We start from the raw sequence: 26,194 nt of genomic DNA, 5'->3' as shown, positions 1-26,194 counted from the left end.
CGGTTGAAGCGGCGGCTTCCGTCGACAACAAAGGGTTTGCTTACATGATCAAGACATTGAAGCGCGCGTGCGGGCGCGCCCTGCCGTTTTCCGTCGTACTGTTGGCGACCGCAGCGCTCGCGCAGGCGCCGAGCGAGGCCCAGCGTGAGGCGATCAAGTCGCAATGCCGCAACGATTACATGGCGCATTGCTCCAGCATTCCGCCCGGCGGCGAGGCTTCGCTGCAATGTCTGCAGAAGAACATGTCGAGCTTGTCTGCAGGCTGCGCCAGTGCGGTGCGTGCAGTAGAAGCACCGGCCGCACCGAAGGCGGAGACGGCGCCGGCCCCTACCAAGACCGAGGCGCCGGCGGCGGCAACCAGCGCAGCGAAGCCGAAAGCGGCGGGCACGCAGGCCAAGCCGACCGAGGCGCAGGTTTCCGCGATCCGGAGCGCCTGCCGTTCCGACTATCAGAAGGTCTGTCCCGGCGTGCCGACCGGCGGCGCCCCCGCACTGCGATGCCTCGAGAAGAACAAGGCGAGGCTCTCGCCCGCTTGCGGTGAGGCAGTTGCGGCCGCGAGTGGTGGTGCGGCGCCAGCGGCAGGCGACGGCTCCACCGCGGCGGCTACCGCACCGGCGGCGCCCGCGGCAGGGATCGTACTGAGGCCCTTGCGTCCGCGCGAAGAACTGCTCGTCGTGCGGTCGGCCTGCGGCGCCGACGTACGCTCGCTGTGTGGCGGCGTTGCGCCGGGAGGCGGCCGGATCGCGCAGTGCCTGGCCTCGAATGCCGCCTCGCTGTCGCCCGCCTGCAAGGAAGTGCTGGGACGGTTCGCGGCGCGATGAGCCCGCCGCGACCGACCCGCTCCGCGCAGCGGAACACGAGAATAAGCTGAATCAGCTTGAGCGAAACTTTCCGGTGGCGCTGCGCGCGCCCTGCGGATAGTCTAGCCGCAAAATCGTAAGTGCACTGTCGATCGGGAGGAATATCGTGCGCATCGCCGTGATCGGCGGAGGTCCCGGCGGCCTCTATTTCGCCTATCTCTGGAAGCGCCGACATCCGGACGCGGTCGTCGAATTGTTCGAGCAGAACCCGGCCGGTGCGACCTGGGGGTTCGGCGTCGTGTTCTCGGACCAGGCGCTGGAATTTCTGCGCGCCGACGATCCCGATACGGTCGACGCCATCGCGCCGAACATGGAAAGCTGGAAGAACATCACGCTCAACCTGCGCGGGGAGAGCGTCGAGATCGACGGCGTCGGCTTCTCCTCGATCGGCCGACTTGCGCTGCTTTCCCTGTTGCAGGAGCGCGTCCGCGCGGTCGGCGTCACCCCGCAATTCGAAAAACCGATCCAGTCGGTCGACGCGCTGCAAGGCTATGACCTGATCGTCGCCGCGGACGGGCTGAACTCGCTGGTGCGCCGGAGTTTTGAGGGCGACTTCGGGACCTCGCTGTCCTATTCGTCCAACAAGTTCGTCTGGTACGGCACCGCGAAGCGGTTCGAGACGCTATCGCAGACCTTCGTCAAGACCGAACGCGGCGCCCTCAATGCCCACCACTATCGCTATTCGCCGACCATGAGCACGTTCCTGGTCGAGTGTGACCGTGCCACCTGGCACGCCTATGGCTTCGCCAACAAGGACGCCGATCACGCCAAGGCCGTGTGCGAGGAGGTGTTTGCCGAGACGCTCGGCGGACAGCCGCTGATCTCGAACAAATCGCTGTGGCGCAGTTTCCCGTGGATCTGGAACGAGCACTGGTCGTTCAAGAACATGGTACTGATCGGCGACGCCCTGCACTCGGCGCATTTCTCGATCGGCTCCGGCACCCGCCTTGCGATCGAGGACGCGATTGCGCTGACGAAGGCGCTCGAATCCGAGGCGCATGTCTCCACCGCCCTTCACCGCTATGAAGCCGAACGCAAACCGATCGTGAAGAAGCTGGTGACGGCGGCGCGCACCAGCGCCGACTGGTACGAGAAATTCCCCGAACACATGAAGCTCGACCCGATGGATTTTGCCTTCAGTTACATCACCCGTTCGGGACGGATCGACGACGCGCGGCTGCGCGCGATGTCGCCGAACTTCATGGCAGGCTACGAGGCCTCGAGGAGCAAGTCGTGAACGAGATCGCCGACCAGGTACCATCGGACAGTCCGGGCGCGCGCGAGATCGGCTTTGCGCTGTCCGAGCGCTACAACGCAAGCCGCATCCTGTTCGACAATCTCGCGCAGGGCCGCGGGGATTTGACGGCGTTGACCGGCCCGGCGGGAACGCGGACCTACCGCGAACTCTGCGCCGACGCCGCGCGCTGGGGCCATGGCTTCGCTTCTCTGGGCCTGAAGCGCGGCGATCGCATCCTGCTGTTCCTTGACGACACCCCCGCCTATCCGGCGGCCTTCTTCGGTGCTATCGGCGCCGGCTTCGTGCCGCTGCTCATCAACACGCTGACGCCACCGGACCTCCTGCAGTTCTATCTTTCGGACGCGAGCGCGACGATCGCGGTTGCCGATGCCGAGTTCTGTTCGCGCTTCAACACTGAGGCCTGCAAGGACACGCCGCTGCAAACGCTGATCGTGGTCAATGGCGCGGCCGGCGAGCCTGCCGTACCGCAGGCCCTGCTGGCCGATGAATGGCTGCCGCGTTTTTCGACCGAGCTCGCCACAGCCGACACCCACCGCAACGAGATGGCGTTCTGGATGTATTCCTCCGGCTCGACCGGCCGACCGAAGGGCATCGTGCATCTACACCACGACATGGCCTATAGCGAGCAGGCATTCTCCCGCAGCGTGCTGAAGCTGACGCCCGGCGACATCTGCTTCTCGGTGCCGAAGATTTTCTTCGCCTATGGCTTCGGCAATTCCATCACTTTCCCGTTCTCGGTCGGCGCCGCCACGCTGCTCTTGCCCGGCCAGCCGAAGCCGGCATCGATCTTCGCCGCGATCGAGCAGTATCGTCCGACCGTGTTCTTCGGACTGCCGACACTCTACACCGCGCTGACCAAGGCCGACGGTGCTGACAAGGCCGATTTCTCCTCACTGCGCATGGCGATCTCGGCCGCGGAGGTGCTCTCGGCCGACGTCTTCAACGGTTGGAAGGCACTGACCGGGCTCGAGATCATCGAAGGTCTCGGCTCGACCGAGGTGCTGCACATCTATCTCTGCAACCGCGCGGACAGGAAGAAGCTGGGCGCTGCGGGCGTGCGCGTCCCCGGCTACGAGATCCTGCTGCGCGACAAGGACGGCCGCGAGGTCGCCGACAACGAAGAAGGCATTTTGTGGGTGCGCGGCGATTCGAACACGCCGCTGTACTGGAATCGTCCCGACAAGACCGCCGAGACCGTGCGCGATGGCGGCTGGATCTACACCGGCGACCGCTTCGTCCGCGACCGCGACGGCTTCCATTTCTTCCGCGGCCGCGCCGACGACCTGATCAAGATATCAGGCCAATGGGTCTATCCGCTGGAGGTCGAGCTCTGCCTCGCCGATCATCCCGACGTGCGCGAATGCGCAGTCTTCGCCGCCGAACTGCCTGATAGACGCATGACGCTGAAGGCGGTGCTGGTGATGAACGACCGCGCGTTCGATGCGGAGGAGACGGCGAAGCGGCTGCAGGATTACGTGAAGGCAAAGCTGCTGCCGTACAAATATCCGCGCGAGATCAAGTTTATTGACGAGCTGCCGAAAACGGGAACAGGCAAGATCGACCGGCAGGCGGTGATGAAGATGTGATATCCGCTTACGCAACTGCCCCGCCTCTCCCCTTGTGGGAGAGGCCGGAGCGCATGTAGCGAAGCGGAATGAGATCCAGGTGAGGGGTCGCGGTCTATCGAGGGACCACGACTCGCGGAGGCATACCCCTCACCCGGAATCCAAGCTGCGCTTGGATTCCGACCTCTCCCACAAGGGAGAGGTGGAGCTTGCCGCACGGACATCACGTCACATCAACATTCGTCGTTATGGGTCCCGGGTCAAGCCCGAGACGACGGCGGAGTATGTGGCGCGAGGATCATACTCCCAACCCCGTGCCGCCATAGAGCCAGGCGAGATCCTGGTAATAATCCTCGGACGTCTTCGCGCCCATGATGGCGTTGCGGAAACGGGCGTGGTCGCCGGCGGGGTGATAGATGTGCTCACCGATCGCGCGCGACCAAAGCTGCACCTGCGCGGTACGCGGGAAGCGTTGTGTTCGGTAATGCTCCAGCGCGACTGCGTGGTCGTCGTGATGCGACAGCATGTGCGACAGACACACCGCATCCTCCATCGCCTGGCACGCGCCTTGCGCGAAATATTGCAGCATCGGGTGCGCGGCATCGCCGAGCAGCGCGACGCGGCCGTCGACCCAGCGCTCGTTCGGATCGCGGTCGCACAACACCCAGAGCCGCCAGTTCTTGCCGTGACGGATGATGTTTTGCGCACGCGCATGGACGTGCCGAAAGCCCTGCATCACCTCTTCATCGCTGACCGGCTTTCCCGCGACCGGCTCGGGCGCGTCGTTATGATAGGTGACGACGAGGTTGAATACCTTCCAGTCCGACAGCGGATAATGCACGATATGGCATTTCGGCCCGGCCCACAGCGTCGCCGCGTTCCAGCGCAGATCCTCCGGCATCTCTTCGGTCGGGATCACCGAACGGTAAGTGGTGTGGCCGGACACGCGCGGCGGCCCATCCGATGTGACCTGCTTGCGAATGTTCGACCATAAGCCATCGGCGCCGATCAGGAGCCGGCCGGTGACGCGCTCGCCATTGGCGAGGTGCGCGGTGACCGAGGCACTGTCCTGCTCGTAGCCGGTCACCTCGCTGCTGACGCGCAGCTCGATCAGTTCGTGCTCGCGGCAGGCGCGCAGGAACACGCCATGCAAATCGCCGCGATGCACCACAGCATAGGGATTGCCGAACCTGGTTCGGAACGGCTCGCGCAGATCGACATGGGTGATCTCTTCGGCGGTGAGTGCATCCATCAAGCGGAGCTGGTCGATATAGACGGCCATGCGCCGTGCGGCCTCGCCGACGCCGAGATAGTCGAAGGCATGGAATGCGTTCGGGCCGAGCTGGATGCCGGCGCCGATCTCGCCGAGCGAGGCGGACTTTTCCAGCAGGATCGAGCGAATGCCCTTCTGCGCAAGCCCGAGCGCCGCGGCAAGGCCGCCGATGCCGCCACCTGCGATCAGGACCGGCAGGTTGCTCTTTGCCATCAGCCCGACTTCCCGAGATGTTCGAGGGCGTCCTCGGCGCGCAGCGGCACGCGCGAGGCCTCGTTGTTGAGATCGACGAGCTGCGCGAGCAGCGCCATCAGCGTCTTGCGGTCGGCAGGCTTGAGCGGCTGCAGCATCCGCGCCTGGGCACGGTCAACCACGGGCATGATCTCGCGCAGCAGCGAAGCGCCCTGCCGGGTGATGGTGAGCAGCTTGACGCGCTTGTCATCGGAATCGGACTTGCGCTCGATCAGACCCTTGGTCTGCAGCCGCTCGATCACATTGCCGAGCGTGGAGCGATCGAAGGCGATCACGGCGGACAGCCGCGTCGCATCGATGCCGGGATGGGTGTGGATTGCGATCAACGCGGCATATTGCACCGGCGTCAGGTCGAACGCCCTGCACTCCTCGACAAAAATCGAGACAGCGATCTGCTGCATCCGCCGGAACAGATAACCAGGCGCGGTATAGACCGCGTCCATGGTAACATGGGTTGGCTTGTTATTATTCGGCATCGCCTTGCCTGTCCGGAGCGGCGTCGGCGAACGCCTTCATTGCCTTGGCTGCGGCTTCCGCCTTGAGCAGCCGCGGAAAAGCGCTGACATCGACACCGAAACGCCGCGCATTGGCAAGCTGCGGCACCAGGCAAAGGTCGGCCAGCGTCGGCATAGCTCCAAAGCAGAACGGCCCCGCTTCGCCCGCAGCCAATATCTCGCAGGCCGAAAGCCCCTCGCGGTTAGCCCAGGCCGCCCATTCCGTTACCTTTTCTTCAGGCAGGCCAAGCTGTCGCAGCCGCGCCAGCACTTTGAGGTTTTGCACCGGATGGGTGTCGCAGGCGATGGCCTGCGCGAAGGCGCGGACTTTTGCGCGCTGCAGCGAATCCGCTGGCAATAGTGGCGGTTCTGGATGGCTCTCGTCGAGCCATTCGATGATGGCGAGCGACTGGGTCAGTATCGCGCCCGCGTCGCTTTCCAATGTCGGCACCAGCCCTTGCGGATTGATTGCGAGATAGGCGGGCGCGCATTGTTCGCCTTTGCGAAGATGATGCGGCAGATGTTCAACGGTGAGCCCCTTCAGGTTCAGCGCGATCCGCACCCGATACGCGGCGCTGCTGCGGAAATAGCCGTGCAGCTTCATCGGAACCTCCCTGGTGTCTTCTGATTTTCTTCAAGTTGACGCTAGCCATATTGTCAGTATGCTGTCAATCAGCGAACAAAGAAATGGACGGGAGGCCTGCCATGGAAGCGGTGCAGAAGACGCCGGAGCGCGAGGCGTTCTACAAGAAGATCGACGGCGAGAATCTTTCCGCACTCTGGAACGTGATGAACGATCTGATCACGCCGGAGCCGAGGAGCGCCTGCCGGCCGCACCTGTGGAAGTTCGACCAGATCCGCGACTACATGAATGAGGCAGGCAAGCTGATCACGGCCAAGGAAGCCGAGCGTCGAGTGCTCGTGCTGGAAAACCCCGGCCTGCGCGGGCAATCGAAGATCACGACGTCGCTGTTTGCCGGCGTGCAGATGGTGGTGCCCGGCGATATCGCCCCGGCCCACCGCCACAGCCAATCGGCGCTGCGCTTCGTGCTCGAGGGCAAGGGCGCTTATACGTCCGTCGACGGTGAGCGCACCGCGATGTCGCCGGGCGATTTCGTGATCACGCCGTCGATGACCTGGCACGACCATTCCAACGAAACCAGCGAGCCGATGTTCTGGCTCGACGGGCTCGACATCCCAATGGTGCAGTTCTTCGACGCTTCCTTCGCCGAGGGCGCGAAGGAAGATCAGCAGCAGATCACAAAACCCGCCGGCGACAGCTTTGCGCGCTATGGTCGCAACCTGCTGCCTGTCGACCAGAAGCGCGCGTCGAAGACGTCGCCGATCTTCAACTATCCCTACAGCTACACCCGCGAAGCGCTGGAGCAGGCCAAGGCGCGCGACGAATGGGACGCCTGTCACGGCCTGAAGCTGAAATTCTCCAACCCCGAGACCGGCGACTATGCGATGCCGACCATCGGCACTTTCATCCAGCTCCTGCCGAAGGGCTTCAAGACCGCGCGCTATCGCTCAACGGATGCGACCGTATTCGCCGCGATCGAGGGCAAGGGTCGCACCAGGATCGGCGAGCGGACCTTCGAATGGGGCCCGCGCGACCTGTTCGTGGTGCCGAGCTGGCACTGGGTCACGCATGAGGCGGATGTCGATTCGGTGCTTTTCAGCTTCTCCGACCGCCCGGTGCAGCAGAAGCTCGACCTGTTCCGTGAAGACCGCGGCAATGCATAGCCGCTCTCTCCGTCATGGCCGGGCTTGACCCGGCCAGCCACGCCTTTGGCGCAACAGGAGAGCAAGAGCGTGGATGCCCGGGACAAGCCCGGGCATGACGGCTGTGGTGGAGCGGAACCACCTCTCATCGCCAGTGGAGCAGCCTCGCCTCAAGCAAATTGATCAGCTTCCCCACTGCGAGCCCGAACAGCGACAGGATCACGACGCCGGCGAGCAGTTGATCGGTTTGCATCAAATTGCCGGCCTGCAGCACGAAAGCGCCGATGCCGTACTGCGCGCCGATCATCTCGGCGCTCACCACCAATAGCAGCGCGACCGAGGCGGTGATGCGAAAACCCGCCAGGATCGAGGGCAGCGCGCCCGGCCAGATCACGCGCCGCACGATGGCATGAAACGGCACGTTGAAGCTTTGCGCCATGCGGATCAGATTGCGCGGCACCGCATCGACGCCGCTATAGACCGAGATCGCGGTGGAGAAGAACACCCCGAGCGCAATGGTCGCGATCTTGGGTTCTTCCCCGATCCCGAGCCAGAGGATCAACAATGGCAGCAGCGCGATCTTCGGGATCGGAAACAGCGCCGAGATGAAGGTGATGCCCACGCCGCGCGCCAGCGTCGACAGGCCGATCGCAAAACCGACGATGACGCCGGCCACCGTGCCAAGCAGCCAGCCAACGCCGATCCGCATCACCGACCAGCCGAGATGCTGCCAGAGCGCGCCCGACATCGCGAGCTTATAGGTCGCGACCGCGATCGCCGATGGCGGGGGCAGGAACAGCGGATTGACCCATCCGGCACTGCCCGCCAGTTGCCACAGTGCAATGACGAGCGCGAGCGCGATCCAGCCCGACGCGCGCCCCGTGCTCGGCGTGAAGCCGGCGCCGCGAAACGCGACCGGCCGCGGCTTGGCGTCGATATCCGATGGTGTCTCTGGTGGCGCGCGCTCAAGCATGCTGCACCTCGCGCTCGGCATCGATCGCCTCTTCGCGGATCAGCGACCATAGCTCGTCCTGCAGCACCAGCAGTTTTTCGCGCGCATTCCTGTCGCCGCGCTCGCTGCGTGTCATCGCTATGGGCACGACTTTGCGGATGCGTCCGGGCCGGCGCGACAGCACCACGATGCGGTCTGCAAGCCGCACCGCTTCCTCCAGATTATGCGTGACATAGACCGCGCCCATCGCGCCGTCGGCAAGCAGGCGGACGAAATCCTCCATCAGGAGTTCGCGTGTCTGCGAATCCAGCGCCGAGAGCGGCTCGTCCATCAGGAGGATTGCCGGCTTTACGGCCAGCGCCCGCGCAATGCCGACGCGCTGGCGCATGCCGCCGGAAAGCTGTTTTGGGTAGGTCCCACGAAAATCGAAAAGCCCGGTGCGGCGGAGCGCATCATCGACGATGCCGCGGCGCTCCGCAGCACTGAGTGCCGTATGCTCGAGCGGGAACGCGACGTTCTCCTCCACCGTGCACCAGGGCAGCAACGCAAAATCCTGGAACACGAAGGTCAGCGGATTAAGGCTGTCCTTTGGCGGCGCACCGCACAGCTCGGCCGCGCCGCCGCTCGGCCGCAACAGGCCGCCGAGGATCGAGAGCAGCGTGCTCTTGCCGCAGCCGGAGGGGCCGACAATCGCAACCACCTCGCCCGCCCGCACCGTGAACGAGACGTCGTCGAGCACGTCGAGCGTGTCGAAGCGGTGGCTGATATGGTCGGCGATCAGGTCCATCTGGCTCTTGCTTGGCTCCGCACTTCGTTCTCGCTCGTCATGCCCGGGCTTGTCCCGGGCATCCACGTCTTTCCTTCCCTGGCCACAAAGTGCGTGGATGGCCGGGACAAGCCCGGCCATGACGGCGACTACGGTATCAATCCGGCTTCACATATTCCTTCGCGATGATGCTGTCCGCATCAAAGCCCTTGTCGACAAAGCCCTGCTCCTGCAGCCAGGAAATCTGGTTGGCGACGTTCTTGACGTCGAGCTTGCCGTCGGGATCGATATAGGCGCAATTGCCGACCACCTGCTCAACTGGCAGATTTGTGTATTTGGCGATGATGTCGAGCAGCGGTTTTGTCTTTTCGTTGATCGGTGCTGTGCCGTTCTTCATCGCAGCCAGGATCACGACGTGATATTCGCGGTCGGCCCTCACCAAAGCTGCAAGCACTTTCGTCACCAGCGCCTTGTTTGAAAGCGTCTTTGGCGAAGCGAACACAGCGCCAAGCTGCCACGGCGTCTCGTCGCCGACCCAGCCGAGGAGTTTGGCGCCGTTCGTCTCCATCAGCGGGCGCGCGGTCGAGACCGGCAGCAGCGCCGCATCGACGGTTTCGCCCTTCAGCGCGGCGGCCGCGTTCGAAAGCGATTGCAGCGGCACCACCTTCACGTCCGCAAGCTTGAAGCCATATTTGTCGGCGAGCAGGCCGAGCGAATAATGAAAGCTGGAGCCGACCTGCGTCACCGCCACGCGCTTGCCCGCAAGATCCTTCGGCGTCTTCAGCCCGGCCGCATAGGCGTTGTTTGAGGCGAAATAGCCGATCAAGGGGTACCCGGCCTTCTCGCGGCTCATGCCGCCGATCACCTTCAGCGTGCCCTTGCCGGCGAGATTGTAGAGCCCGGCGGTGAAGGCCGTGACGCCGAAATCGACATCGCCCGAAGTGGTGGCGACCGCGATCGGCTGCGCCGCGTCAAAGAATTTCAGTTCAACATCGAGCCCGGCCTCGCGGAAATAGCCCTTGTCCTGCGCGATGAACACCGGCGCCGAGGACGACAGCCGGAGCACGCCGATCTTGGCCTTCAGCAGCTCATCGGCCCGCGCTGTCCCGCTCGCCGTCAGCGCCAGCAGGCCCGCAAGCGCGAGCCGCACAAAACCCTTCATCCGCTTCCTCCTCACAATCCGTCAGGAACTTTCTGCTCGCGCCCGATGAAGGCGCCCTGCTGTTTCAGTCCCTGTTGCAGTCTGTCTACAGCGATGTCGCGCGGCCTGGTATTGCCGGACAGCGCCAGCGCGGCGGCCGAGCCTGCCGCTTCCCCCATGGCAAAGCAGGCGCCGGAGACCCGTGCCGCCGACTGTCCCTCATGGGTCATCGAGGCGCAGCGCCCGGCAATGAGGAGATTGTCGACGCATTCAGGCACCAGCATGCGATAGGGCAGTTCGTTGAAGCCGCGCGATTCCGGGATCGGCGGGAACTTGAAGATGACATCGCCGGCGACATGCGCCTCGATCGGCCAGCCGTTGACGCCGATGGAATCCTCGAACGAGGCGCAGCCGAGCACATCCTCGCCGCTGAGTTTGTAACCACCGACCACGCGCCGCGTTTCGCGGATGCCGAGCTGCGGCGGCAGGTCGACGATGTAGGAATTCTCGAAGCCCGGCACCGTGCGCAGGAATTCGAACGCCTGGATCGCCTGGCGGCGGCCGTCGATCTCGCCGCGGGTAAGGTCATCGGGCTCGAGGCCATTGACGGCCGAGCCGTCCTCGCGCGCAAGCTGGGTGAAGTTCACCCGCCATTCGATCTGCGAGCGCTGCGGCCGCACGATGGCGGCCTTGCGCGGAAACTGGTGGGTACCGGCGGCTTCCGCCTTTTCCATCAGCGCCGGGATCGTGCGCCAGGCGTCCCCGGCCTTTTCGGGGTCGATGCCGTTGAGACGGAACATCATGGAGGGGTAGAGCATGCTGCCCTGCTCATCGCCAATCTCGTACGGCGCGCCGGCCCAGGCGGCGAGATCGCCGTCACCTGAGCAATCGATGAAGATGCTGGCCAGCACCGCGCGGCGGCCAGCCTTAGTCTCTACCATCAGCGCGCCGATGCGCTTCTCGCCATCCATCACGACGCCGGCACCGAGCACATGGAAAAGGATATCGACCTTGTGGCTCGCCAGGAGATCGTCGGCCGCGATCTTGTAGGCCGCGGTGTCATAGGCCTGCGCCAGGATCTTGCCGAGGATCAGATGCGGCTTGTTCAGCCCGCCGAGACGGTCGATTCGATCCAGCAGGTCGGAGGCGATGCCCTGCACCACCCGATGCGCTTCGCCGTGGACGTTGGCGTGCAATCCGCAAAAGTTGGTCACGCCCGCGGCGGTGCCCATGCCGCCGAGAAAGCCGTAGCGCTCGATCAGGAGCGTGCGCCGCCCCGCACGCGCTGCGGCAACCGCTGCCGCGATGCCGGCGGGCCCACCGCCGAGCACCGCGACTTCATATTCGCCATAGATCGGCACGCGCCGTGCGGGTTCGTCGATCGTCTTTGGCACGCTTGCTTCCCGGAAGTGACCCGCCATCATGACGGGCTGGAGGATTTTGTTATCGCAACAACGGGCTAGCAAAGAAAGCTCGGTCAGGAAATGGCTCGCGCGCAAAGTTGATGTTGCTCGCGTTTCACGGAACTGAGACAAGGGGCCGGTAAAGGACGGGCGACATGAAACTCCTCAGCCTCATAACCCTCGGCCTTCTGGTCGGCTTCGCCCCTCCCTCGGCAGCGGTCGAGCAATGCCGGTTCATCCAGGCGAAAGCCGAGCGGGAAGCCTGCTACGAGCGGCAGGCCGTGGCGCTCGAGGCCAAGCGCAAGCCGGAGCCGGTCTACGACAGCAAGCCGATGGAATCGCTGCAGCAGATGCGGCGGGATGACGAGGAAGTCTACAAGAGCTTGCGCAGCATCTGCCGCGGCTGCTGAGCGGCGTCGACGGTACTTCCCCCTCTCCCCATTCTTACGGGGGGAGGGTTGGGGCGGCCTCCGCAAACACCGTGACAGATGGAATCGCGGGGGCTTCCCCTCACCCGGATCGCATCCGCGATGCGATCCGGCCTCGCGAAGCGGAATTCGCCTCCCGGCTCGAGAACAAATGTCGCTAGGCGGAAAATGCCGGAACCAGGTCCGCCCTCGCGCAAATGAGCCTTGTGCTTTGGCGGAGAGGGAGGCAGAACAACCTGATGCACCAAGGCAAATCCGGAGCTCACATCGGTGGCTGACAATCGGCCTGCGGCCTCGATCGAGGCCGTCGAAAGCGGCCTCGCCGCGCAAGGCTACATCGCGAGCCGGCAGATCGCGACTGCGGTTTATCTGTCGCGAGAGATCGAGAAACCGATCCTGGTCGAAGGGCCCGCGGGCGTCGGCAAGACCGAGCTGGCGAAGGCGATCGCCGCCTGGCGCGGCATGAAGATGATCCGCCTGCAGTGCTACGAGGGCCTCGATGAGGCCAAGGCGCTGTATGAGTGGAAATACGCCAAACAGCTCCTCTACACCCAGATCTTGAAGGACAAGCTCGGCGAGGTGCTGGGCGGCGCGCAGACGCTGCATCAGGCGCTGGACCAGCTCCACACCTTCGGCGACGTGTTCTTCTCCAAGGAATTCGTCGAGCCGCGGCCGCTGCTGCAGGCGCTGGAGCAGCCGGCGGGCTGCGTGCTCCTGATCGACGAGATCGACAAGTCGGACGCCGAGTTCGAGTCGCTGCTCCTCGAAATCCTCAGCGATTTCCAGGTCACCATTCCCGAGCTCGGCACGGTTTCGGCGATCGCGCCGCCGACCGTGATCCTGACCTCCAACAGCGAGCGCGATCTCGGCGACGCCCTAAAGCGGCGCTGCCTGCATCTGCATATCGGTTTCCCCGAACAGAAGCTGGAAGAACGCATCGTCGAGAGCCGCGTGCCCGGCATCTCGCAGACGCTGCGCCGGCAGATGGTCGGTTTTATTCATGAAATCCGCACCCTCGACCTGAAGAAGCTGCCGTCGGTCAGCGAGACCATCGACTGGGCGCGCGTGCTGGTGCTGCTGCAGGCGACCGAGCTCGACCACGAGATCGTCAAGGACACGCTGAACGTCCTGCTCAAATACGAGGCCGACATCGAGGCCGCGCAGCCGCAACTCACCACCTTCATCGCCAAGGCGTCGCGGCAGGGCGTGTTCGGGTAGACGCCATGCGCGAGAACCTGCATCGGTTCCTTCGTGCCGCGCGCGGAGCCGGGGTCCGGGTCTCGCCTGCCGAAAGCATCGATGCGATGCGCGCGGTCTCAAAGGTCGGCTTTGCCGATCGCGGCGTCCTGCGCGACACTTTCCTGCTGACGCTTGCGAAGTCGCAGGACGAGAAGCGCGCGCTCGGCGAATGCTTTGATCTGTTCTTCAGCCAGCCCGAGCCGGCGCAGGATACGGCGCAGGACGAGAGCAAGTCGGACGATGCCGAGCGGGCGGATTCAAGCGCTGGCTCCGATTCCTCGAGCGAAAGCGGCAGCGGCGATCAGGCCCAGAATCTTGGCCCCCTCGCGCAGATGCTGCAGTCGCAGGACCGTAATGCGATAGCGGCGGCGATCGCCAACGCCTCCGGCGCGGCCTCGCTCTCAAACATCAGATACTTCACCCAACGCGGCATCTTCTCGGGCCGCATCCTGGACGCCATGGGCATCCAGCGCCTGCGCGACGATCTCGACAACCTGACCGCGACCAATCCGGCATTGGCCGAGCGGCTGCAGGCGGCACTCGACGGATTGCGCGGCACCGTCCGCGACACGGTCTCGCAGGCGCTTCTGCTCTACGGCCGCGAGGAGACAGAGAACCTGCGCAACGAGATCCTGCGCAATGCGCCGCTCGCCCGGATCGAGCCGCGCCAGGTCGAGCAGATGCGCGCGCTGATCCGCCAGATCGCCCGCCGCCTGCGCGAACGCTACTCCAAGCCGCGCAAGCGCCAGCGCCGCGGCCATCTCGACGTGCGCCGCACGCTGCGGCGAAACGCGGCCTGGGGCGGCGTGCCCTTCCTGACGGCCTGGAAGCGCAAGCACCGCGACCGGCCGAAGATCGTCGCGCTCTGCGACGTCTCCGGCTCGGTCGCGCGCGTGTCCGATTTCTTCCTGCTGTTGATCCACTCGCTGCACGAAGTGGTCGACGATGTCCGCTCCTTTGCCTTCTCCGGCCATCTGATCGAGGTGAGCGACATATTGGAGGACAAATCGCCTGAGGCGGCGATGGCCGAGATCATGTCGAAGGTCGGCTTCGGCTCTTCCGACTATGGCAATTCGCTTGCCGATTTCGAGAAGGGCTGGATGGACACGATCACGCCGCAGACCACCGTGATCGTGCTCGGGGACGCCCGCAGCAACAACCTCGATCCGCGCGCCGACATCTTGCGCCGCATCGCCGAGCGTTCGAAACGCCTGGTCTGGCTCAACCCGGAAGGCCGTATGACCTGGGGCTTCGGCGATTCGGAAATGCCGCGTTACGCCACCTTCTGCAGCGTGGTGCGCCAATGTGCCACCGCCCAGCAGCTCGAACGCGCGGTCTCCGATATCGTCGCGACTTATCAATAAACCGCGGGCGGCGTGAAACGTTGCGCGACGCTGGCGCGGCGAACGCCACCTCTCCCCTTGTGGGAGAGGTCGGAATTCAAGCGCAGCTTGAATTCCGGGTGAGGGGTCTGCCTCCGCGAGCACAGTGCGTGGAGAGAGACCCCTCACCCGCATCGCATTCCGCTTCGCTGCATGCGATACGGCCTCTCCCACAAGGGGAGAGGCGCGTCCGAACAAGTGGAGACGGCGCGCACGATGTCAGCGCGATACTCTTACCGTTCACGCGTCGATCGCGTCTTTGATGCGTTTGCGCGTCAGCGGCAGGTTGCGCAGACGTTTGCCGGTGGCGTGGGCGATGGCGTTGGCGATCGAGGCTGCGGCGGGGCCTTGGCCGGTCTCGCCGCTGCCGAGGAACGGCTGGCCAGGGCGGTTGATGATGTGGACATCGATGCGGTCAGGCACCGCGTCGAAGCGCAGGATCGGATAGGTCTGCCAGTCGATGCTGGTGATCCTGGTGTCGTCGAAGCTGACGCTCTCATACAGCGTCCAGCTCATCGATTGCATGATCGCGCCCTCGATCTGGTTGGTCAGCCCATCCGGATTGACGACCTGCCCGGAATCGACAGCGGCGACCGCGCGCAGCAGCCGCGCACGTCCGGTCTCGCGATTGACTTCGACTTCCGAAGCGATGGCGCAATAGGCCGCAAGGTTCTTGTAACGCGCGAAGGCAAAGCCGTAGCCGCGGCCGGCTTGCGGTTTCTGATCTCGCGTCCAGCCAAATTCCTGCGCGGCCTTTTCGATGACGTCGCGTCCGCGCGCGTCCTCGAGATGCCGCAAGCGAAACTCGACCGCATCGGCGCCGGCGAGCCCGGCAAGCTCATCCATGAAGCTCTCGATCGAGAACACGTTGTGATAGGCGCCGAGCGCGCGCATCGCCGAAATCCGCAGCGGCATCGCTGGAATGAAATGATGCACCACGTGCGCGTTGGCAAAATTGTAGAGCGGGATCGCGTTGCGGTCGCCGCCGCCTTCCGGCAAAGGCAACGGCTTTGGCGGCGGAACGGCAAAGCCCTGCGCCATGTGCTGCGCAGCAAGCAGCGTGCCGGCCTTGCCCGGCCGCATCGAATGGGTGTTGCTCCACACCGCAAAATTCCAGTCGGCGATGCGGCCATCGGCGTCGAGCGAGGCCTTCAGCTTCGTCACCATCGCCGGCCCGAACGGCTCCCAGGCGTGTTCCTGCTCGCGCATCCACTGCACGCGCACCGGCCGCCCGGGCAGCGCCCGCGCGATCAGCGCAGCGTCGGCCGCGACATCGTCGGCGCCGTTATGGCCGTAGCAGCCGGATCCCTCGACATGGATCAGGCGGACGCTCGCGGGCGGCATCCGCAGCATCTCCGCAATCGCCTGGCGGTCGGGATAGACGCCCTGGGTGTGCGTCCAGACCGTCATCGCGTCGCCAACGAGATGCGCCACCGCGCAGGATGGCCCGATCGAGCCATGCGACTGATAGGGGCGCGTGTAAGTGGCCTCGAGGGTCTTTTGGCCGGAGACGGAAGGATCGCTGCGATTGAAGATGGTGGAATCATGGGAAGGCAAGCTCGTGAGCACATCGAGCAGATCATCCTGCTTCGGCAGGCTCGGGCTTTCCTTCCATTTCGCGGCGGCGGCGAGCGCGTTCATCGCCTTGACCGCCCGAAACTCCTTGTCCGCGACGACAGCGAGAAAATTGCCATCGCGCACCACCTTGACGACGCCGGGCAGTTTCTCGACGGACGAGCTGTCGCATTCGACGAGCTGCGCGCCATAGCTCGGCGGCCGCACCACGCGCGCATGCACCATGTCAGGCAGCCGCATGTCCTGTACATAGGCTTCGCCGCCCGTGACCTTCGCCGGGATGTCCACGCGCGGCACCGCGTGTCCCATGATCTTGAACGTTGCAGGGTCCTTCAATTTGGATTGCGGCTGTGCCTGCACATGGAGCATGTCGGCCGCAACCAGTTCGCCGTAGGTCAGCCGCCTGCCATCCGGCGCGACCACCGCGCCGTTCTCGGTCTTCAGGCTGTCTCCGGCGAGACCGAGCTTTCCTGCCGCCTCCGCGATCAGGAGTTCGCGCACCTGCGCGGCGGCATTCAGGATCGCGGTGCCGGAATCCTGCATCGAGTGGCTGCCTGAGGTATAACCCTCGTTGGCCGTGAGTTGCGTGTCCGCGGTGACGACGTGGATCGCTTGGAAGGCCACATCGAGCTGTTCGGCGGCGATCTGCTGGAGCGCCGTCTTGAATCCCTGCCCCAGCTCGACCTTGCCGGTGAAGGCGGTGATGCGGCCATCGGAATCGATGCGGAGCCAGGAATCGAGATAAGGCGCGGTCGCGAGACTGCCCGGCCGCTTTGCAGCCGCCGGCGTCCCTTCTTCCGCGAATGCACGGCCGAGCGAGAAGCTCATGATGAGGGCGCCGCCACCTTGCAGTACGTGGCGCCGATCGAGGATGACAGGCGCATTCATTGGCCGCTCCTCTCGTTTGCGGATGCATCCGCCGTATCCATCAATCGCGCGGCGCGATGCACCGCGCGCAGGATGCGCATATGGGTGCCGCAACGGCAAAGATTCGGCTGAAGCTCGGCACGGATCTCGGCATCGGTCGGTTTTGGGTTCCTGAGCAGCAGCGCCTGCGCCCGCATCATCATGCCGGCGATGCAATAGCCGCATTGCGCCGCCTGCTCTTCCATGAATGCGCGCTGGATCGGTGCCGGCGCGGACACGGTGCCGAGACCTTCCAGCGTCGTCACCTGCTTGCCCTCGAGCAGCACCAGCGGCGTCACGCAGGACAGCACGGCCTTGCCATCCACGAGGACAGTGCACGAGCCGCATTGGCCGAGCCCGCAGCCGAATTTGGCGGCGTTGAGTTTCAGATCGTCGCGCAGCACGTAGAGCAGCGGCGTGTCCGGATCGGCATCGATGTGATTGTCCTGGCCGTTGACCTTCAATGTCATCATGGCTGATCTCGCTGCGAAGGGTCGGCCGGCGCATTGCGCGGCCCAATGGAAGTCTGGAGAAGCGCGGTCTGGGTGCGGCGAGCATCCGCAACGGTCTTTTCAACGTCAGTCCAGGGCTGTTCCTTGCTGAAACGCGTGCGCAGGTAATTGAGGAGCGAAGTAACCTGCGCGTCGGTCATGCTGTCGGCGAAGCCCGGCATGATCGGACTGCGTTCGCCCGCCACCGCCGGAACGCCGGCCAAAATGAGATTGGCGAGGTTGCGGGGATCAGGACTGGTGACCGCAGTGCTCAGCGCAAGGTTGACGCCGCCATAAGGCAGCGGCCGGCCGGATTCATGGCAGGAGGCGCAGGCCGCGACGTAGATCGCGGCACCCGTCGGGTCTCCTTGCGCAGGTGCCGATTCGGCTTGGGCGAGCACAGCGCTGCGATCGCGTTCCGGCTTCGCCGCGCCGGAGACGTCCATCATATAGATGGCGATGGCGCGCACGTCGGTGTCGGGCACCGTGGAGAGGTTGCTCACCACCTCCGCCATCGGCCCGCGCGCGGTGCCATGATCGGGATGCCAGCCGTTGCGCAAATAGGCATAAAGCGACTCCGTGTTCCACGGCACCGGCGCATGCGCGCGGTCGTTAAGGGCATAAGCGTGCCAATTGTCGGCCTCGCCGCCGGCAAACTGCGCGCTCACGCGCTCGGCGCCCAGCGCATTGCGCGGCGTGTGGCAGGCGCCGCAATGGGCGAGGCCGTCGACCAGATAGGCGCCGCGGTTCCATTCGGCGCTCTTTGCCGGATCCGGCTGGAATGTCTCGCGGCGCAGGAACAGCAATTTCCATCCGGCGATGATGGGCCGCTGATCCAGCGGAAAGACGAGTTCGTTCGGCCGGGCCACCGCATGCACCGGCGGCCGGGTCATCAGGAACGCATAAAGCGCCCGGTCGTCCTCATCGGTGACATTGGTGAAGTGGTCATAGGGGAAGGTCGGATAGAGATGCTGGCCCTCGCGATTGACGCCGCTGCTCATGGCGCGGCCGAACGCCTCTTCCGACCACCTGCCGATGCCGGTCTCCGGATCCGGCGTGATGTTGGAGGAGAAGACCACACCGAACGGGGTCGGGACCGGCACGCCGCCGGCAAAATCCTGGCCGCCACGCACGGTGTGACAGCTACTGCAATTTCCCAGTGCAGCGAGCTCGCGGCCACGCTTGACAACGGCCGGATCGAACGATGCCGGTTGCGGCGGTTCGATCGCGGCGATTGCGGGTTGCCACACGATCGCAAAGGCCGCCGCTGCGCCTGCGGCCAGCGCGACAGCGACAATGCCTGCGATGATCCGTGGCGATCTCGCCATGCCGGCCATTTGAGTTTGTGGTTGGACCGTGTTTTAACACGGAGATCCCGGCATCGTTCGCCGGCGGGGCTCCCGATCACCGCTTCTTGACTGCGTCTGAAACCGACATGGATTCTGTCCTCAACCGTCCGTCCGGCGAGACCAGCGATGCGCTTGCCGTGCTCAATTCCGTGTTCGGCCTCACCGCGTTCCGGGGCGCGCAGGAAGAGATCGTTCGGCATGTGACCGATGGCGGCAATTGCCTGGTGCTAATGCCGACCGGCGGCGGCAAATCGCTCTGCTACCAGTTGCCGTCGCTGCTGCGCGAGGGCTGCGGCATCGTGGTCTCGCCGCTGATCGCGCTGATGCGCGACCAGGTCGCGGGCCTCACCGAGGCCGGCGTCAACGCGGCGGTGCTGAACTCGACGCTGTCGCCGCAGGAAGCCAACGAAGTCGAGCGCCGCCTGATCGCAGGCGATCTCGATCTGCTCTACGTCGCGCCGGAGCGGCTGGTGACGCCGCGCTGCCTCAGTCTGCTCGCGCAGGCGAAGATCGCGCTGTTTGCGATCGACGAGGCGCATTGCGTCTCGCAATGGGGCCATGATTTCCGGCCCGAATATATCGGCCTTTCCGTGATCGCCGAGCGCTTTCCCGACGTGCCGCGGATGGCGCTCACCGCGACCGCCGACGAACTGACCCGCGAGGAGATCGCCGAACGGCTGTCACTCACCGACGCGCCGCGCTTCGTGTCGAGTTTCGACCGACCGAACATCCGCTACGAGATCATCGACAAGGTGAATTCGATGGTGCAGTTGAAGGCGTTCATCACCGAGCGGCATGCGGGCGAGGCCGGCGTGGTCTATTGCCTGTCGCGCGCCAAGGTGGAAGACGTCGCAGCCTCGCTCAGCGCGGCCGGCATCCCGGCGCTGCCTTATCACGCCGGGCTCGAGCCGAGCGTGCGCGCACGCAACCAGGATCGCTTCATCAATGAGGACGGCATCGTCGTCGTCGCCACGGTTGCTTTCGGGATGGGCATCGACAAGCCGGACGTGCGCTTCGTCGCCCATCTCGATCTGCCGAAGAGCATCGAAGCCTATTACCAGGAGACCGGCCGCGCGGGGCGCGACGGCAAGGCGTCCAGCGCGTGGATGGCTTATGGCCTCTCCGATATCGTGCAGCAGCGCCGCATGATCGACGAGTCCACCGGCTCGGATGCCTATAAGCGCGTCTCGATCGGCAAGCTCGATTCGCTGGTGGCGCTGGCGGAAACCGTGGGCTGCCGCCGGCGGCGCCTGCTGGCCTATTTCGGCGAGACGCTGACAGAAGAGAATTGCGGCAATTGCGACAATTGCCTGTCGCCGCCGCGCGTCCGCGACGGCAAGATCCTGGCGCAGAAAATGCTGTCCTGCGTCTACCGCACCGGCCAGCGCTTCGGGGCCATGCACCTGATCGACGTGCTGGTCGGCCGCCTCACCGAGCGCGTAACCCAGTTTGGGCACGACAAGCTCTCGGTGTTCGGCGTCGGCCGCGAGCTCAACGAGAAGCAGTGGCGCGCGGTGCTGCGCCAGCTTGTCGCGATGGGGCATCTTTGGGCCGACGGCGAGGCTTTCGGCGCGCTGAAACTGACGGAGAGCGCGCGCGGCGTCCTCAAGGGCGAGACTGAAGTTCTCTTGCGCGAGCAGGCGGAAGGCGCGCGCAACCGCGCCATCCGTTCCAAGTCGCGGCGCGGCGAGCTAGCGCCGGTCGCGACCGGCCAGGGCAAGGCAGCGAACCCCGCGCTTCATGCCGCGCTGCGCGCCTGGCGTTCCGAGGTGGCGCGGCAGCGGGGCGTGCCGGCCTATGTCGTGCTGCACGATTCCACCATCGACGGCATCGCCGCCGTGCGCCCGACGACGCTCGACCGGCTTCGCGGCATCGTCGGGATCGGCGACAAGAAGCTCGAGCATTACGGCGACGAGTTGGTCGCTCTGGTGCGATCGAACGAAGGCTAAACCTATCGTGCCATCATCCGAACTTCGTGCAGCTCACCCGCTTGTCAAATGGAGCGAACGATCGCGACCAGCCCAAAACGGACAATGCGGACATGGCTCGCCGACGGGATAATCAATTCCCTCCTCGTGCGGACATCCATACACCCCTTCCGCCATCGCCACCGAGTGCACCGCTGCGCCCCGAAGGAGCGAGGCGACTTGTTCAATGATCGCCGGGTCCTTGCGGACATCGCCATTCTCGGCGAACAAGCGCGCCAGCACGACCGCTTCCACGCCTGATTCGGAAATAATGGAGACAGCCACCTTGGTGGCGTGCCGGTCGTCAGGTCCGTAAAACGCGATGGTGCCGACCGGATAACCCCGAAATCCCAATTTACTCTTTTTCTCGAGCCACTTTTGCGGCCGCCATCCGAGCTTCATTGGCGCCTCTAACAATCTGCTTTGTTACCGCTTTGCCAAGTTTGTATTGCGTCATGATATTCCCATCAATGGCGATGCGAAGCCATTTTGAATGGTTCCATGGCGCTCTAAGATAGCCGGAGCCGTATGGCGTCCTGAGCAAGAGGTTCGAACTTGGAACAAGCCATGCACGAATTGGGTCTTCAGGATTTGATCAAGCGGATCGGCGCCGAGCATGTCAGGCGGCGGCTGAACGATGAGACCGAGCATGAGGCGCAGTTGTTCGGCCAGGGCACGCTGTTCTTCAATCTGGAGAACTCGCTGCTCGCGCCGAGCGTCATCGCGACAGCGCTCAAGATTGCCGGGCTCTACGGCCGCGCGCGGCAGAACGCGGACCGCGTGTGCCTCAGGCAGAACGAGCTTGCCTCGACCGTGTTGCCCAAGAGCTTCGAGGGTTTCACCATGCTCCATATCAGCGACCTGCACGCCGACATGAGTGCCGGCGCGATGCGGCGGCTGCCCGGCATGGTCGCGGAGCTCGCCTACGACATCTGCGTCCTGACCGGCGACTATCGCGGCCAGACCTTTGGTCCCTTCGACAAGAGCCTCGACTATCTTGCGCCGGTGATCGCGGCGCTGAAGCCGCCGGTCTACGGCATCCTCGGCAATCACGACACGATCCGGATGACGCCGGCATTGGAAGCGATGGGCATCCGGATGCTGTTCAACGAGTGCGAAGCGATCCGGCGCGGCGATGAGGCGATCTATCTCGCCGGCGTCGACGATGCGCATTTCTATCGCGCCGACGACATCGGCAAGGCCGCCGCGCCCATTCCCGGCGACGCCTTCTCGATCCTGCTTTCGCATACGCCGGAAGTGTACCGGGCGGCGGCAGCCGCAAGCTTCGACCTGATGCTGAGCGGGCACACCCATGGCGGCCAGCTCTGCCTGCCCGGCGGCATCGCGATCAAGCTGGAAGCGTGGCTGCCACGCGCGTTCGGCGCCGGCGCCTGGCGCTACGGCAAGATGGCCGGCTACACCTCGGTCGGCGCCGGTACCAGCCTGCTGCCGGTCCGCCTCAACTGCCCGCCGGAGATCACGCTGCACACGCTGCGACGCGCGGGGTGAGGCAAGCGCACGTGCCAAGTGATTGGCAAGCGACGAAAAAAGCGAGCTTTCCCCTTGCACTCTCGCACCAGTTGCGGAATCAGTTGGGAGAATGGGGGCAATAGGACTATGCGTTGGCGAATTGTCTGTATGACCGCACTGCTAGTGGGGTTGTCGTTCTCGACCGCTACTGCCAGAGGTCCGTACGGGTCGATAAAGATCGGAAATTGGACTGGAGGGGCATTCACCAACGATCAGACGGGCGCCTTTACCGGCTGCATAGCGTCGGCTCCGTACAAGAGCGGAATCACGTTCTTTGTGATGGTCAGTTCGGCCATGACCTGGAACTTGGGTTTTAGCCACGAGACCTGGTCTCTCACGCCGGGAGGGACATTTCCGATCGTGCTGACGTTTGATGGGAAAACGCCTTTCAACGTTACTGGCCGATCAATCTCCGCCCACACGGTGAGCGTGGATATGCCCGATAATTCCGGGCTGATCCGTCAGTTTCGTGCTTCGTCCACGATGAGTGCATTTGCGCAGGGCAACCTTTTCCAATTCAGCTTGGACAAGACAAGTATTCTTCTTCCGGCTCTCGTTAATTGTGTTGCTACAGTCAATCGCGATGGCATCTCAGGCGCAAAGGATTTTGTGTTGCCCCCAAGAGCTCCCGGCGCCGTCGCGAGGGCTGCTCCCGTTCACTCACCTGATACCGGCAGCAGCCTTCGGCCAGCCTCCGGTCCATCCTCGCCGGAACTTCAGCTGGAAGCCTTGCAACTCGCGACCAACTTTATTTTGAAGGCCTCGTTGAGCAATCCGCGGGTGCTTAGCCGGGCAGAAACGCCAGCCACGATTGTCAACAATGGAGCGGCTTGGAAATCGGATGATGCGATCGGATTCGTCCGGATCATTCCGGCGGAGAGCGGCGTCAAGGGCCTGGATGTGGCATCCACAATCGTCGCGAATGACGCGAAGGACTGCAAAGGCAAGTTCGCATCGGCTCGGAACAGCGAGTTGGTTGACAGCGATGTTGTATTCCGCGGGATGTCCTCCTGCGAGGATTCTGAGCGCGCCAATATCTCGCAATACTTCATCGTCCCGCGAAAGGCGGGCGGCTTCGTGATGTTCTCGGTCATCGCGAATCTCCGAATGGAGGAAGCCAAATCTCCGCTCCGCGAGCAAAAGAACACGGACTTCAGAAAAGCCGCGTTGGTAGCCGTCAGTCCGTAAAATCGTCGCGTCAGCCGTTACGGAATGTGTACGCGTAGCCGTTGATCGCCGGTGCGCCGCCGAGATGGGCGTAGAGCACGCGTGAGCCGGCCGGGAAGAAGCCTTTCTGCACGAGGTCGATCATGCCCTGCATGGATTTGCCCTCATAGACGGGGTCGGTGATCATGCCTTCCAGCCGTGCACACAGCCGGATCGCTTCCTTGGTCGCGTCCGACGGCACGCCGTAGGCGGGATGGGCGTAATCCTCGAGCAGCACCACATCGTCCTCGACGATCTCGCGGCCGAGCTCGACGAGAGCGGCAGTATTGCGTGCGATCGAGAGCACCTGCGACTTCGTCTGCGCCGGCGTGAAGGAGGCATCGATGCCGATCACGTTTCGCGCGCGGCCGTCGGCGGCGAAGCCGACCAGCATGCCGGCATGGGTCGAGCCGGTCACGGTGCAGACCACGATGTAGTCGAAGCTGAAGCCCAGCTGCTTCTCCTGCGCCCGCACCTCCTCGACGAAGCCGACATAGCCGAGCCCGCCATATTTGTGCACGGAGGCGCCAGCCGGAATCGCATAGGGCTTGCCGCCCGCGGCCTTCACCTCCTCGATCGCCTGCTCCCAGCTCTTGCGGATGCCGATATCAAAGCCGTCATCGACCAGCCGCACGTCGGCGCCCATCACGCGGCTGAGCAGGATGTTGCCGACGCGATCATAAACCGCGTCCTCATGCGGCACCCAGCTTTCCTGCACCAGGCGGCACTTCATGCCGAGCTTGGCGGCGACGGCCGCGACCATGCGGGTGTGGTTCGACTGCACGCCGCCGATCGAGACCAGCGTGTCAGCGTTGGACGCGATCGCATCAGGAATGATGTATTCCAGCTTGCGCAATTTATTGCCGCCGAAGGCGAGCCCCGAATTGCAGTCCTCGCGCTTAGCAAAGATCTCGACCTTGCCACCGAGATGCTTCGACAGCCGCTCCAGTTTCTCGATATGCGTCGGCCCGAAGGTGAGCGGATAGCGCGCGAATTTTTCCAGCATCGTGGTCCCCCTTGATGGCGTGGTCTCGATGCGGATTCCTAGCACCGGCTGCGCGAAAGGTGCTCTCTATTTCGATTGACTGCTTTATGCTCTGCTACGCCAAATGTGCGTTCATACCGCCATTTCTCTCACAGACCGGCTGAATAACGAAAGAATCTTCCATGACTGCCAAGCTCGATCGCATCGACCTCAAGATCCTGCGATTGCTGCAGAAGAACGGCCGGCTGAGCAACGCCGAACTGGCTGAGAAGGCCGGCGTCAGCCCCGCCACCTGTCACCGCCGCACCCAGCGCCTGTTCGAGGAAGGCTTCGTGAGGGAAGTCCGCGCGATCGTCGCCCCACGCAAAGTGGACAAGGGCGCGCTCGTCATGGTCGGCGTCGTACTCGACCGCTCCACGCCCGAAAGCTTTGCGTCCTTCGAGCAGGCGATCGCGAAGCTCAAATTCGTCCTCGACTGTCACCTCGTCGCCGGCGACTTCGACTACTTCCTGAAAATCCGCGTCGGCGATATGGAAGATTTTAACCGCATCCACGGCGAGCAATTGATCGCGCTGCCTGGCGTCCGGCAGACGCGAACCTTCTTCGTGATGAAGGAGGTGGTGGACAATGCACCGCTGGAGTTTTGAACCGGATTGGCCGCATCTTGCCGATCGCATGTCACGGCAACTTCACTTGCTTCGTGCCGCCATGCACGCGACGCTCAACTCTTCTTTGGGCTTTCATCAGAGAGAGGAGCTTTGCCGTGCGCCTTCCGATCCTCGATCCGACCGAACTGACCGACGAGCAGAAGCCGCTCTACGATGACATGCGCAAGGGCATCGAACGCCATTTCAAGGGCTTCGTGAACATGCGCGCCGACGGCGCGCTGCTCGGCCCCTGGAATCCCTGGCTGCGCGAGCCGAGGTTCGGCAAGCCGGTCTGGGATCTGGTGAAGGCCGTCGCCTCGAACCCGCTGCTGCCGGCACCGGTGCGCGAGGTCGCGATCCTCGTCACCGGGTCGCATTTTCGCTCGGGCTATGAGCTCTATGCTCACGTGCTGGTCGCCGAGGCGCGCGGCCTCTCCGACGAAAAGCTCGCCACCATCGTCGCCGGCCAGCGCCCGGTCGACCTGACTCGGCAGGAAGCGGTCGCCTTTGACATGGCCTCGGCGCTCGTGAACGGCGGCGTGCTGCCGGAACTGACCTATCGCGCGGCGGTGCAGGAGTTCGGCGAGCACGGCGCAGCCGAGCTGTCCTATCTCGTCGGCATCTACTGCATGGTCTCTGTCACGCTGAACACGTTCGACGTGCCGGTGCCGGATTGACAAGAGCCGAGTTCGTCTCTCTGCGTAGCCCGGGTGGAGCGAACGCGAAACCCGGGACATCCGTATCAACACGACGAGCAGCCCCGGGTTACGCTAACGCTCCACCCGGGCAACGGCATCGGC

At 64.1% G+C, this 26,194-nt stretch carries 24 protein-coding genes; 12 read left to right on the top strand and 12 right to left on the bottom strand.

Features of this window, described 5'->3' with window-relative positions:
* Window positions 1-44 precede the first annotated feature (44 nt).
* From AC5ZG1_RS15440 to AC5ZG1_RS15430, 3 genes are all read left to right on the top strand, one after another.
* Complete coding sequence (locus tag AC5ZG1_RS15440; RefSeq protein ID WP_496133383.1) at window positions 45-821, top strand: hypothetical protein; 777 nt, start codon at window positions 45-47, stop codon at window positions 819-821.
* A gap of 145 nt (window positions 822-966) precedes the next feature.
* A complete protein-coding gene (locus tag AC5ZG1_RS15435) occupies window positions 967-2,097 on the top strand; it encodes an FAD-dependent monooxygenase (RefSeq protein ID WP_496133382.1) in 1,131 nt (376 codons plus the stop codon).
* Window positions 2,094-3,704 (top strand): benzoate-CoA ligase family protein, encoded by a 1,611-nt coding sequence (locus AC5ZG1_RS15430; RefSeq protein WP_496133381.1) that lies wholly within the window; start codon window positions 2,094-2,096, stop codon window positions 3,702-3,704. The genes AC5ZG1_RS15435 and AC5ZG1_RS15430 overlap by 4 nt, the downstream gene beginning before the upstream one ends.
* Window positions 3,705-3,981: 277 nt before the next feature.
* On the opposite strand, the gene AC5ZG1_RS15425 is transcribed toward AC5ZG1_RS15430, so the two are convergent.
* Genes AC5ZG1_RS15425 through maiA form a run of 3 tightly spaced genes read right to left on the bottom strand, consistent with a single transcriptional unit; the run spans window position 3,982 to window position 6,306 of the window.
* On the bottom strand, window positions 3,982-5,169 hold the full coding sequence (locus AC5ZG1_RS15425) for a 3-hydroxybenzoate 6-monooxygenase (protein WP_496133380.1): 1,188 nt from the start codon (window positions 5,167-5,169) through the stop codon (window positions 3,982-3,984).
* The gene (locus tag AC5ZG1_RS15420; protein ID WP_208829234.1) at window positions 5,169-5,684 is read right to left on the bottom strand and encodes a MarR family winged helix-turn-helix transcriptional regulator; all 516 of its coding nucleotides are present in this window, start codon (window positions 5,682-5,684) and stop codon (window positions 5,169-5,171) included. Before AC5ZG1_RS15420 ends, AC5ZG1_RS15425 begins: the two co-directional genes overlap by 1 nt.
* Window positions 5,674-6,306: a maleylacetoacetate isomerase gene (maiA, locus tag AC5ZG1_RS15415; RefSeq protein WP_496133379.1), complete on the bottom strand. Its 633-nt coding sequence runs from the start codon at window positions 6,304-6,306 to the stop codon at window positions 5,674-5,676. The genes AC5ZG1_RS15420 and maiA overlap by 11 nt, the downstream gene beginning before the upstream one ends.
* Before the next feature lie 101 nt (window positions 6,307-6,407).
* On the opposite strand from maiA, the gene gtdA reads away from it, so the two are divergent.
* Window positions 6,408-7,448 (top strand): gentisate 1,2-dioxygenase, encoded by a 1,041-nt coding sequence (gene gtdA, locus AC5ZG1_RS15410; RefSeq protein ID WP_496133378.1) that lies wholly within the window; start codon window positions 6,408-6,410, stop codon window positions 7,446-7,448.
* A gap of 124 nt (window positions 7,449-7,572) precedes the next feature.
* Here the strand turns inward: gtdA and AC5ZG1_RS15405 are convergent, their stop codons facing one another.
* From AC5ZG1_RS15405 to AC5ZG1_RS15390, 4 genes are all read right to left on the bottom strand, one after another.
* Window positions 7,573-8,400 carry an ABC transporter permease gene (locus AC5ZG1_RS15405; RefSeq protein WP_165435163.1) on the bottom strand — a complete coding sequence of 276 codons (828 nt, stop codon included), beginning with the start codon at window positions 8,398-8,400 and terminating at the stop codon, window positions 7,573-7,575.
* Window positions 8,393-9,166, bottom strand: a complete 774-nt coding sequence (locus tag AC5ZG1_RS15400) for an ABC transporter ATP-binding protein (RefSeq protein WP_496133461.1) — start codon at window positions 9,164-9,166, stop codon at window positions 8,393-8,395. Before AC5ZG1_RS15400 ends, AC5ZG1_RS15405 begins: the two co-directional genes overlap by 8 nt.
* 136 nt (window positions 9,167-9,302) lie before the next feature.
* Window positions 9,303-10,307: an ABC transporter substrate-binding protein gene (locus AC5ZG1_RS15395; protein ID WP_496133377.1), complete on the bottom strand. Its 1,005-nt coding sequence runs from the start codon at window positions 10,305-10,307 to the stop codon at window positions 9,303-9,305.
* Window positions 10,308-10,318: 11 nt separating this feature from the next.
* Window positions 10,319-11,707, bottom strand: coding sequence for an FAD-dependent oxidoreductase (locus tag AC5ZG1_RS15390; RefSeq protein ID WP_496133460.1), 1,389 nt, complete (start codon window positions 11,705-11,707; stop codon window positions 10,319-10,321).
* A gap of 137 nt (window positions 11,708-11,844) precedes the next feature.
* Between AC5ZG1_RS15390 and AC5ZG1_RS15385 the strand changes: the two genes are divergently transcribed.
* The 3 genes from AC5ZG1_RS15385 (at window position 11,845) to AC5ZG1_RS15375 (ending at window position 14,720) form a co-directional block, all read left to right on the top strand.
* A complete protein-coding gene (locus AC5ZG1_RS15385; protein WP_028167912.1) occupies window positions 11,845-12,099 on the top strand; it encodes a hypothetical protein in 255 nt (84 codons plus the stop codon).
* A gap of 288 nt (window positions 12,100-12,387) precedes the next feature.
* Complete coding sequence (locus tag AC5ZG1_RS15380) at window positions 12,388-13,335, top strand: AAA family ATPase (RefSeq protein WP_456645444.1); 948 nt, start codon at window positions 12,388-12,390, stop codon at window positions 13,333-13,335.
* 5 nt (window positions 13,336-13,340) lie between these two features.
* Window positions 13,341-14,720, top strand: coding sequence for a vWA domain-containing protein (locus AC5ZG1_RS15375; RefSeq protein ID WP_496133376.1), 1,380 nt, complete (start codon window positions 13,341-13,343; stop codon window positions 14,718-14,720).
* 258 nt (window positions 14,721-14,978) lie between these two features.
* Here AC5ZG1_RS15375 and AC5ZG1_RS15370 read toward each other — a convergent pair whose 3' ends face one another.
* Genes AC5ZG1_RS15370 through AC5ZG1_RS15360 form a run of 3 tightly spaced genes read right to left on the bottom strand, consistent with a single transcriptional unit; the run spans window position 14,979 to window position 19,038 of the window.
* Window positions 14,979-17,201, bottom strand: a complete 2,223-nt coding sequence (locus AC5ZG1_RS15370) for a xanthine dehydrogenase family protein molybdopterin-binding subunit (RefSeq protein ID WP_496133375.1) — start codon at window positions 17,199-17,201, stop codon at window positions 14,979-14,981.
* Window positions 17,198-17,692 carry a (2Fe-2S)-binding protein gene (locus AC5ZG1_RS15365; protein WP_496133374.1) on the bottom strand — a complete coding sequence of 165 codons (495 nt, stop codon included), beginning with the start codon at window positions 17,690-17,692 and terminating at the stop codon, window positions 17,198-17,200. The genes AC5ZG1_RS15370 and AC5ZG1_RS15365 overlap by 4 nt, the downstream gene beginning before the upstream one ends.
* On the bottom strand, window positions 17,689-19,038 hold the full coding sequence (locus tag AC5ZG1_RS15360) for a cytochrome c (RefSeq protein ID WP_496133373.1): 1,350 nt from the start codon (window positions 19,036-19,038) through the stop codon (window positions 17,689-17,691). Before AC5ZG1_RS15360 ends, AC5ZG1_RS15365 begins: the two co-directional genes overlap by 4 nt.
* A gap of 107 nt (window positions 19,039-19,145) precedes the next feature.
* On the opposite strand from AC5ZG1_RS15360, the gene recQ reads away from it, so the two are divergent.
* Window positions 19,146-21,008 carry a DNA helicase RecQ gene (gene recQ / locus AC5ZG1_RS15355; RefSeq protein WP_496133372.1) on the top strand — a complete coding sequence of 621 codons (1,863 nt, stop codon included), beginning with the start codon at window positions 19,146-19,148 and terminating at the stop codon, window positions 21,006-21,008.
* A 33-nt stretch (window positions 21,009-21,041) separates the two neighbouring features.
* Here recQ and AC5ZG1_RS15350 read toward each other — a convergent pair whose 3' ends face one another.
* Complete coding sequence (locus tag AC5ZG1_RS15350) at window positions 21,042-21,428, bottom strand: hypothetical protein (protein ID WP_496133371.1); 387 nt, start codon at window positions 21,426-21,428, stop codon at window positions 21,042-21,044.
* Window positions 21,429-21,593: 165 nt separating this feature from the next.
* Between AC5ZG1_RS15350 and AC5ZG1_RS15345 the strand changes: the two genes are divergently transcribed.
* A complete protein-coding gene (locus AC5ZG1_RS15345; protein ID WP_496133370.1) occupies window positions 21,594-22,535 on the top strand; it encodes a metallophosphoesterase in 942 nt (313 codons plus the stop codon).
* Between the two features lie 129 nt (window positions 22,536-22,664).
* Window positions 22,665-23,744 carry a hypothetical protein gene (locus AC5ZG1_RS15340; RefSeq protein ID WP_496133369.1) on the top strand — a complete coding sequence of 360 codons (1,080 nt, stop codon included), beginning with the start codon at window positions 22,665-22,667 and terminating at the stop codon, window positions 23,742-23,744.
* A 10-nt stretch (window positions 23,745-23,754) separates the two neighbouring features.
* On the opposite strand, the gene AC5ZG1_RS15335 is transcribed toward AC5ZG1_RS15340, so the two are convergent.
* Window positions 23,755-24,768 carry a 1-aminocyclopropane-1-carboxylate deaminase gene (locus AC5ZG1_RS15335; protein ID WP_496133368.1) on the bottom strand — a complete coding sequence of 338 codons (1,014 nt, stop codon included), beginning with the start codon at window positions 24,766-24,768 and terminating at the stop codon, window positions 23,755-23,757.
* 161 nt (window positions 24,769-24,929) lie between these two features.
* Here AC5ZG1_RS15335 and AC5ZG1_RS15330 point away from each other — a divergent pair, with 161 nt between their 5' ends.
* Both AC5ZG1_RS15330 and AC5ZG1_RS15325 read left to right on the top strand, forming a co-directional pair.
* Complete coding sequence (locus AC5ZG1_RS15330; protein ID WP_208829249.1) at window positions 24,930-25,394, top strand: Lrp/AsnC family transcriptional regulator; 465 nt, start codon at window positions 24,930-24,932, stop codon at window positions 25,392-25,394.
* Between the two features lie 116 nt (window positions 25,395-25,510).
* Window positions 25,511-26,071, top strand: a complete 561-nt coding sequence (locus AC5ZG1_RS15325; RefSeq protein WP_208829250.1) for a carboxymuconolactone decarboxylase family protein — start codon at window positions 25,511-25,513, stop codon at window positions 26,069-26,071.
* Window positions 26,072-26,194 lie beyond the last annotated feature (123 nt).

The organism is Bradyrhizobium sp. Leo78 (genome assembly GCF_059512425.1).
This window is presented reverse-complemented; position numbering and strand designations above follow the sequence as displayed.

Coding starts and splice junctions, on each gene's coding strand:
- AC5ZG1_RS15440 (WP_496133383.1), top strand. CDS start 45: ATGATCAAGACATTGAAGCGCGCGTGCGGGCGCGCCCTGCCGTTTTCC.
- AC5ZG1_RS15425 (WP_496133380.1), bottom strand. CDS start 5,169: ATGGCAAAGAGCAACCTGCCGGTCCTGATCGCAGGTGGCGGCATCGGC.
- AC5ZG1_RS15420 (WP_208829234.1), bottom strand. CDS start 5,684: ATGCCGAATAATAACAAGCCAACCCATGTTACCATGGACGCGGTCTAT.
- maiA (WP_496133379.1), bottom strand. CDS start 6,306: ATGAAGCTGCACGGCTATTTCCGCAGCAGCGCCGCGTATCGGGTGCGG.
- gtdA (WP_496133378.1), top strand. CDS start 6,408: ATGGAAGCGGTGCAGAAGACGCCGGAGCGCGAGGCGTTCTACAAGAAG.
- AC5ZG1_RS15405 (WP_165435163.1), bottom strand. CDS start 8,400: ATGCTTGAGCGCGCGCCACCAGAGACACCATCGGATATCGACGCCAAG.
- AC5ZG1_RS15400 (WP_496133461.1), bottom strand. CDS start 9,166: ATGGACCTGATCGCCGACCATATCAGCCACCGCTTCGACACGCTCGAC.
- AC5ZG1_RS15395 (WP_496133377.1), bottom strand. CDS start 10,307: ATGAAGGGTTTTGTGCGGCTCGCGCTTGCGGGCCTGCTGGCGCTGACG.
- AC5ZG1_RS15390 (WP_496133460.1), bottom strand. CDS start 11,707: ATGGCGGGTCACTTCCGGGAAGCAAGCGTGCCAAAGACGATCGACGAA.
- AC5ZG1_RS15385 (WP_028167912.1), top strand. CDS start 11,845: ATGAAACTCCTCAGCCTCATAACCCTCGGCCTTCTGGTCGGCTTCGCC.
- AC5ZG1_RS15375 (WP_496133376.1), top strand. CDS start 13,341: ATGCGCGAGAACCTGCATCGGTTCCTTCGTGCCGCGCGCGGAGCCGGG.
- AC5ZG1_RS15370 (WP_496133375.1), bottom strand. CDS start 17,201: ATGAATGCGCCTGTCATCCTCGATCGGCGCCACGTACTGCAAGGTGGC.
- AC5ZG1_RS15365 (WP_496133374.1), bottom strand. CDS start 17,692: ATGATGACATTGAAGGTCAACGGCCAGGACAATCACATCGATGCCGAT.
- AC5ZG1_RS15360 (WP_496133373.1), bottom strand. CDS start 19,038: ATGGCGAGATCGCCACGGATCATCGCAGGCATTGTCGCTGTCGCGCTG.
- recQ (WP_496133372.1), top strand. CDS start 19,146: ATGGATTCTGTCCTCAACCGTCCGTCCGGCGAGACCAGCGATGCGCTT.
- AC5ZG1_RS15350 (WP_496133371.1), bottom strand. CDS start 21,428: ATGAAGCTCGGATGGCGGCCGCAAAAGTGGCTCGAGAAAAAGAGTAAA.
- AC5ZG1_RS15345 (WP_496133370.1), top strand. CDS start 21,594: ATGCACGAATTGGGTCTTCAGGATTTGATCAAGCGGATCGGCGCCGAG.
- AC5ZG1_RS15340 (WP_496133369.1), top strand. CDS start 22,665: ATGACCGCACTGCTAGTGGGGTTGTCGTTCTCGACCGCTACTGCCAGA.
- AC5ZG1_RS15335 (WP_496133368.1), bottom strand. CDS start 24,768: ATGCTGGAAAAATTCGCGCGCTATCCGCTCACCTTCGGGCCGACGCAT.
- AC5ZG1_RS15330 (WP_208829249.1), top strand. CDS start 24,930: ATGACTGCCAAGCTCGATCGCATCGACCTCAAGATCCTGCGATTGCTG.